Source organism: Planomonospora corallina, from assembly GCF_042650625.1.
Taxonomy (GTDB): domain Bacteria; phylum Actinomycetota; class Actinomycetes; order Streptosporangiales; family Streptosporangiaceae; genus Planomonospora_B; species Planomonospora_B corallina.
This window is the reverse complement of sequence record NZ_JBHSBM010000025.1, coordinates 308,866-315,088: the sequence shown is the minus strand read 5'-3', so window position 1 is coordinate 315,088 and position 6,223 is coordinate 308,866. Positions and strand designations below refer to the sequence as shown.

The following is a 6,223-nucleotide window of genomic DNA, read 5'->3' as shown; positions in this document are numbered from 1 at the left end:
CCGGCGGCCCCGAGGGCGTCGCGGCGTTCACCGTCACCCGGGACGGCGGGCGCGACCCGGGCACCCGCCGCCGGGTCCGGCTGCACGCCACCGCGGACGCCTATCCGGGCCTGTCCGGCAGCTCGCGGACCACCGTCCCGCTGAGCGGCCCCGAGCAGCCCGTGGCCAACCCGCCCGGCGGCTCCCCCGCCTCGATCTCGGCCGTGCCCGGCTTCGGCGGCCTGGCCGGCTCGGGCGACCTGAGCGTCTCGGTGGACATGGCGGGGCAGAGCGCGGTCTTCGAGTCCGCGCCGCTGACCGCCCCGCTCCAGCTCACCGGGAGCCCCTCGGTCAAGGTCCGGGTCCGGGCGCTCCCCGGCCCCGGCGGCCCCGGCGGCTCCGGGGATTCCGGCGGGGCCGCGGACGCGAAGGGCCCGCGGGACGTGACGCTCTTCGCCAAGCTGTACGACGCGGCGGGCGGCACCACGGCTCCGATCCTGCCCGAGGGGCTCGTCGCCCCGGTCAGGATCACCCTCCCCGAGGGGACCGGGGACGGCCAGGCCACCGAGTCGGTCGAGGCGGCCGAGGTCATGGTCACCCTGCCCGCCGTGGACCACCGCTTCGAGGCCGGGCACCGGCTCCGGGTGGCCTTCACCACGACCGACCTCGCCTACGACAGCCCCGACGCCGCGGCGGTCCACGCCGTCTCCCTGGCCTCCGGCGAGCTGACCGTGCCCGTGCACGCCGCGCTGCGCACCCCGGCCACCGGCCCCGACTGGTGGACCCAGGCCCTGCCGGTGGCCGCCGTGATCGTCGCGGCGGTGCTGCTCCTGGCCGGCCGGCGCCGCCCCGCGGTCGAGCACGTCCCGGACCTCGACGCGGTGCCGCTGCGCATCGAGTGCCTGACCAAGGCCTACCGCAACGGCGAGTTGGCGGTGGACGACCTGTCCTTCACCGTCGAGCAGGGCCAGGTGCTCGGCCTGCTGGGCCCCAACGGCGCGGGCAAGACCACCACGATGCGCATGATGATGGGCCTGATCCACCCCGACGCGGGCGAGATCAGGATCTTCGGGCACCGGGTCGTGCCCGGCGCGCCGGTCCTGTCCCGGCTGGGCTCCTTCGTCGAGGGCGCCGGCTTCCTGCCGCACCTGTCGGGCCGGGCGAACCTGGAGCTCTACTGGAGGGCGACCGGCCGCCCCGCCGCCGACGCCCACCTCGAGGAGGCCCTGGAGATCGCCGGGCTCGGCGACGCCCTGGAGCGGGCCGTGCGGACCTACTCGCAGGGCATGCGCCAGCGCCTGGCCATCGCGCAGGCCATGCTCGGCCTGCCCGACCTGCTCGTCCTCGACGAGCCGACCAACGGCCTGGACCCGCCCCAGATCCGCGAGATGCGCGAGGTCCTGATCCGCTACGCGGCGCGGGGCCGTACCGTCATCGTCTCCAGCCACCTGCTCGCCGAGGTGGAGCAGACGTGCAGCCACGTGGTGGTCATGCACCGCGGCCGGCTCGTCACGGCGGGCCCGGTGAGCGAACTGCTGAGCGGCGAGCGCGTGCGGTCCAACGGGACCGCCGCGCGCCTGGAGGACGTGTTCCTGGACCTGATCGGGGAGAAGACGTGAGCGAGCGAACCACGGACACGGCGGCGTCCGCTCAGGCGGCCGGCGCGGGAGGCTCCGTGAACGGGACCGCCGCCGGGCGGGGCGTGAACCCCGACGGCTCGGCGCTCGGGTACGCCCCGGGGCGGACGCTGCCGCTGCGGGTGGAGTTCGTCCGCCAGCTGCGGCGGCGCCGGACCGCGGTGCTGTTCGGGCTGCTGCTGGCGCTGCCCTGGGTCCTGGTGGTCGCCTTCGAGATCGGGGTGCGGACCGGCAGGCCCGGCGGCACGCTGCGCATCTCCGACCTGGCCACGGAGGGCGGCCTGAACTTCGCCGCGTTCTCGCTCTCGGTCTCGGCGAACTTCCTGCTGGCCGTGGCGGTGGCGGTGTTCTGCGGCGACACGGTGGCCAGCGAGGCCGGCTGGTCCTCGCTGCGCTATCTGCTGGCCGCCCCGATCCCCCGCGACCGGCTGCTCCGCCAGAAGCTCGTCGTCGCGCTGGGCTACTCGACGGCGGCGGTGGTCTGCCTGCCGGTGATGGCGCTGCTGGCCGGGACCCTCGCCTTCGGCTGGAACGACGTGCGCGTGCCCGGGACCGGCGAGACGATCGCCGCGGCGGACGTGCTGCCGCGCTTCGCGATCGTGGTGGGCTACGTGCTGGTCAGCCAGCTCGTGGTGGCGGCGCTGGCCTTCTTCATCTCGGTGGGCACCGACTCCCCGCTGGGCGCGGTCGGCGGCGCGGTGGGACTGGTGATCGTGAGCACGATCCTGCAGGCGGTGGACGCCCTCGGCTCGCTGCGGGAGTTCCTGCCGACGTTCTGGAACACGGCCTGGCTGGACGCCCTGGCGTCGGAGCCGGACTTCAGCGGGATGGTCAAGGGGGTGTCCGTGGCGGTGGCCTACTCGGTCATCCTGGTCGCCCTCGCGTTCCGCCGGTTCCGGCGCCGGGACGTCGTCGCGTGATCTCGCGGGCGGTCCCGGGCGGGACCGCCTACCAGTGGGGCGGGCGGTCCTCCAGCAGCCGTTCGTCGTTGCCGCCGGAGTCCCTCCAGTCGCCCCAGCCGAGGTCGGTGTCGTCGGAGGTCTGGTCGGGCAGGATCGCCGGGCCGTCCTCCGAGAGGTCGACCGGGCGCAGATCGTCTGGATGGTGCTCTGTCACGCGTCCATGCTAGCCAGAGCGCGGGGACGGATGATTTCCCCATCGGTAAAGCCCATCGCCACGATCTCCGCGTAAAGGACAGCCGACCACCCAGGCGGTACGATGCCAGGGCAGGTGTCAGCTACCCCCCGTGAGGCGGCCATGGCAACGCCATCAGGATGGCGGCGAGACGGCAATCTCCCCAACGAGCTCACCAACTTCATCGGGCGCACCCGGTTGCTGGCAGGCCTCAAGCAGCGGCTCCAGGAGCCGGAGACGCGGCTGGTCACCCTGACCGGCATCGGCGGCGTCGGAAAGTCCCGTACGGCGCTGCGCATCGCCCACCTGGTGCGCGGCCAGTTCGCCGACGGCGTGTGGTTCGCCGACCTGGCCCGGCTCCAGGACGCGGGGATGGTCCGGCACACGATCACCTCGGCGCTGGGCATCGCCGACCAGTCGGCGCGCTCGGCCGACGAGACGCTCGCCGAGTGGGTGGGCGACCGCGAGATCCTGCTGATCATCGACACCTGCGAGCACCTCGTCGACGCCTGCGCCCGGCTCTTCGAGGACCTGCTGAGGACCGCGCCCCGGCTGCGCATCCTCGCCACCAGCCGCCAGTCGCTGAACGCGCAGGGCGAGCACACCGTCTCCGTCCCGCCGCTGAGCGTCCCCGGCGACGTCCCGGGCGAGAACCCCTTCACCAACGAGTCCGTCCAGCTCTTCGCGGCGCGGGCGAGCGCGGGCGTGCCCTCCTTCCAGCTCGACGAGCACAACATCGAGCCGGTCTCGGAGCTCTGCCGGCGGCTGGACGGCATCCCCCTGGCGATCGAGCTGGCCGCGGTCCGGCTGCGGGCCCTGTCGGTGGAGCAGATCCTCGCGCTGCTGACCGACCGGTTCAGCCTGCTGGCGGGCGCCAGCCGTACGGCGCTGCCCCGGCACCAGACGCTGCGCGCCGCGATCGGGTGGAGCCACGAGCTGTGCGAGCCGGCCGAGCGGCTGCTCTGGGCCCGCCTGTCGGTCTTCGCCGGCGACTTCGAGCTGGAGGCCGCCCGCTACGTCTGCGCCGGCGACAACCTGCCCGGCGAGGACATCACCGATCTCATCTCCAGCCTGGTGGAGAAGTCGGTCCTGCTGAGCGTCAGCACCTCCTCCGGGCACCGCTACCGGCTGATCGACACGCTGCGCGCCTACGGCGAGGAATGGCTGGAGAAGCTGGGCGAGGCGGAGGCGGTGCGCCGCCGGCACCGCGACTACTACCTCCAGCTGGCCGGGCGGGGCGAGGACGCCTGGTCCGGCCCCCGCCAGGTCTACTGGTACGTCCGGATGCGCCACGAGCACGACAACATCCGGGTGGCGCTGGACTACTGCCTGAGCCGTCCCGAGGAGATGCGGCTGGGGCTGCAGCTGCTGTCCTCGCTCTGGTTCCTCTGGGTGGCCTGCGGCCTGGCCCGCGAGGGCAGGCTCTACCTGGAGAAGGCCCTGGAGCTGGTGACGCAGCCGAGTCCCGAGCGGTGCAAGGCCCTGTGGGTGCTCTCCTACGTGCTCAGCAGCCAGGGGAACATCTCGGGCGCGCTGGAGGCGGCCGAGCAGTGCAGCTCGGACGCGGTGCGGGTGGGCGACTCGGGCGCGGTCATCCTGGCCACCAAGATGCTGGGAACCGCGGCGTTCCTCCAGGGCGACCTGCAGAAGGCCAGCGCGCTGCTCGGCGTCGCGATCGAGTTCCACCGCAGCGGCAAGGAGCTCAATCCCGGGCTGCTCCCCTCGATCGTGGAGCTGTCGATGGTGCTGCTCATGCAGAACGAGCCGGCCGAGGCCGAGGTGCTGCTGCGCGACTGCATCACCGTGTGCACCCAGCGGGGGGAGCTGTGGCTGCGCTCCTACGCCATCTACGCGCTGGCCAGCGTCTTCCAGGCGATGGGCAGGACCGACGAGGCGCTCGCCCACGCCCGCGAGTCGCTGCAGCTCAAGCGGCACTTCCACGACGTGCTCGGGATCGGCCTGAACGTGGAGCTGATCGCGCGGCTCTCCCTGGAGGAGGGGCGGCCCCTGCTCGCCTCCCAGCTGATGGGCGCCGGCCAGCAGAACTGGCGGGTCTTCGGCATGCCCCGGCTGAACTCGCCGTTCTTCAACGCCGACCACGACCAGTGCGTCAAGGAGTGCGAACGCCTCCTCGGCAAGGAGGTCCACGAGGAGGCGTTCAACCGCGGCAGGCGGCTCAACCTGGAGGAGCTGATCGAGCTGGCCCTGGGCGACGAGGAGCCGGGCGGCTCCCTCACCGGGTTCTGACCGGGGCTCCCGCCGGCCGCCCCGGTCCCCTGCCCGCCCGGCTCCCTCCGCCACCGGGTCCGCCGGGTCCCGTCCGCCGCTCAGCCGGCGGCCGCCGTCCGCTCCTGCCAGGCGACGGTGTAGCGGGAGCTGGTCATCGAGTAGTCGATGCTCCCGCTGATCCAGCGCTCCAGGCCGTGCACGTACGCCTCCACCGCCGCCGAGCCGAGCCGTTCCAGGGTCCGGCGGAGCTCGACCATGCGGGCCACGGCCCGGTCCCGCATCCCGCCGATCTCGTCCATGGCCTGCTGGTGGCCGTAGCCGCGGTGCCGGGCCAGCACGTTGACCAGGTTGTTGACGGAGTTTCCGGCGCCGCTCTCCTTGGCGTAGGAGATGAGGTCGTTGTCCCAGACGACGACGTCGTTGGCGCTGGCGGTGATCGCCCGCACGTCCGGGTGGCGCCACTCCTGCCAGGTGAGCGGCAGGCCGCTGGCCACGTCGATGAGCGTGAAGACGGTGAGCATGGCGCCGGTGCGCCGGCGCATGAGGAGATAGTCGGCCAGGGAGGGCACCAGCCCGTCCTGGCGGTTGGCCGCCTCCCACACCTGGGCGGACAGATAGTCCTTGGTGGTGGTGCACCAGCGTTCGAGCTGGTCGGGACCGCCGTGGGCGGCCACCCGGCCCTTGACGTCCAGCAGGGCGCGGGCGAAGGGCTCGCGCACCCGCTCGCCGCCCGTGCCGGGGTCGAGGTCGTCGAGGACCTCGATGAAGCGCGGCAGCGCCCGGGCGATCTCCGCGGCGTGCCGGTCGGTCTCGCAGAAGACGTCGTCGAAGGCGAACAGCCACACGCACCAGTCGGTCACCAGCCGGAGCGTGTCGTAGCCGGCGTAGGGGTAGGTCCGGGCTCCCAGCCAGCCGTACCGCGCCTTCCGGTACCGCTCCGCCATCTCGGGCCCGTCCAGCAGCCCGGAGGCGGAGGCCCAGTCGACGGTCTCCCGGTCGACGCGCTCCACGTGGGGGTTCACTTCGCTGGGGAAAGGGCACGACAGCGGGGGAATGCGGAGGGGACGGCCTGGGGCCTGCACATTGCTGATTGCCACGCTGTCCAGAATGGTCGAACAGCGCGGAATTTCCTATACACGCCCTGTAACAAACTCCTGTGTGCACATATACCCCATTAATGCCCGAACCATTTGAGGTATTCGTTCTGTCCGAACATCCGGACCGCCCCGGCGTGACCGTGGCAG

5 protein-coding genes are annotated in these 6,223 nt (G+C 72.8%); 3 read left to right on the top strand and 2 right to left on the bottom strand.

Features of this window, described 5'->3' with window-relative positions; translation table 11 throughout:
• Together ACFOWE_RS23435 and ACFOWE_RS23430 are read left to right on the top strand one after the other, a co-directional pair.
• A partial coding sequence (locus tag ACFOWE_RS23435; RefSeq protein ID WP_377291266.1) for an ATP-binding cassette domain-containing protein occupies positions 1-1,598 on the top strand: 1,598 nt, incomplete at its 5' end.
• On the top strand, positions 1,595-2,536 hold the full coding sequence (locus tag ACFOWE_RS23430) for an ABC transporter permease (protein WP_377291264.1): 942 nt from the start codon (positions 1,595-1,597) through the stop codon (positions 2,534-2,536). The genes ACFOWE_RS23435 and ACFOWE_RS23430, both read left to right, overlap by 4 nt.
• A gap of 28 nt (positions 2,537-2,564) precedes the next feature.
• Here the strand turns inward: ACFOWE_RS23430 and ACFOWE_RS23425 are convergent, their stop codons facing one another.
• A complete protein-coding gene (locus ACFOWE_RS23425; protein WP_377291262.1) occupies positions 2,565-2,732 on the bottom strand; it encodes a hypothetical protein in 168 nt (55 codons plus the stop codon).
• Positions 2,733-2,873: 141 nt separating this feature from the next.
• Here ACFOWE_RS23425 and ACFOWE_RS23420 point away from each other — a divergent pair, with 141 nt between their 5' ends.
• Positions 2,874-4,997: an ATP-binding protein gene (locus ACFOWE_RS23420; protein WP_377291260.1), complete on the top strand. Its 2,124-nt coding sequence runs from the start codon at positions 2,874-2,876 to the stop codon at positions 4,995-4,997.
• Positions 4,998-5,077: 80 nt separating this feature from the next.
• Here the strand turns inward: ACFOWE_RS23420 and ACFOWE_RS23415 are convergent, their stop codons facing one another.
• The gene (locus ACFOWE_RS23415) at positions 5,078-6,001 is read right to left on the bottom strand and encodes a 4-epi-cubebol synthase (protein ID WP_377291258.1); all 924 of its coding nucleotides are present in this window, start codon (positions 5,999-6,001) and stop codon (positions 5,078-5,080) included.
• Between the last annotated feature and the right edge of the window lie 222 nt (positions 6,002-6,223).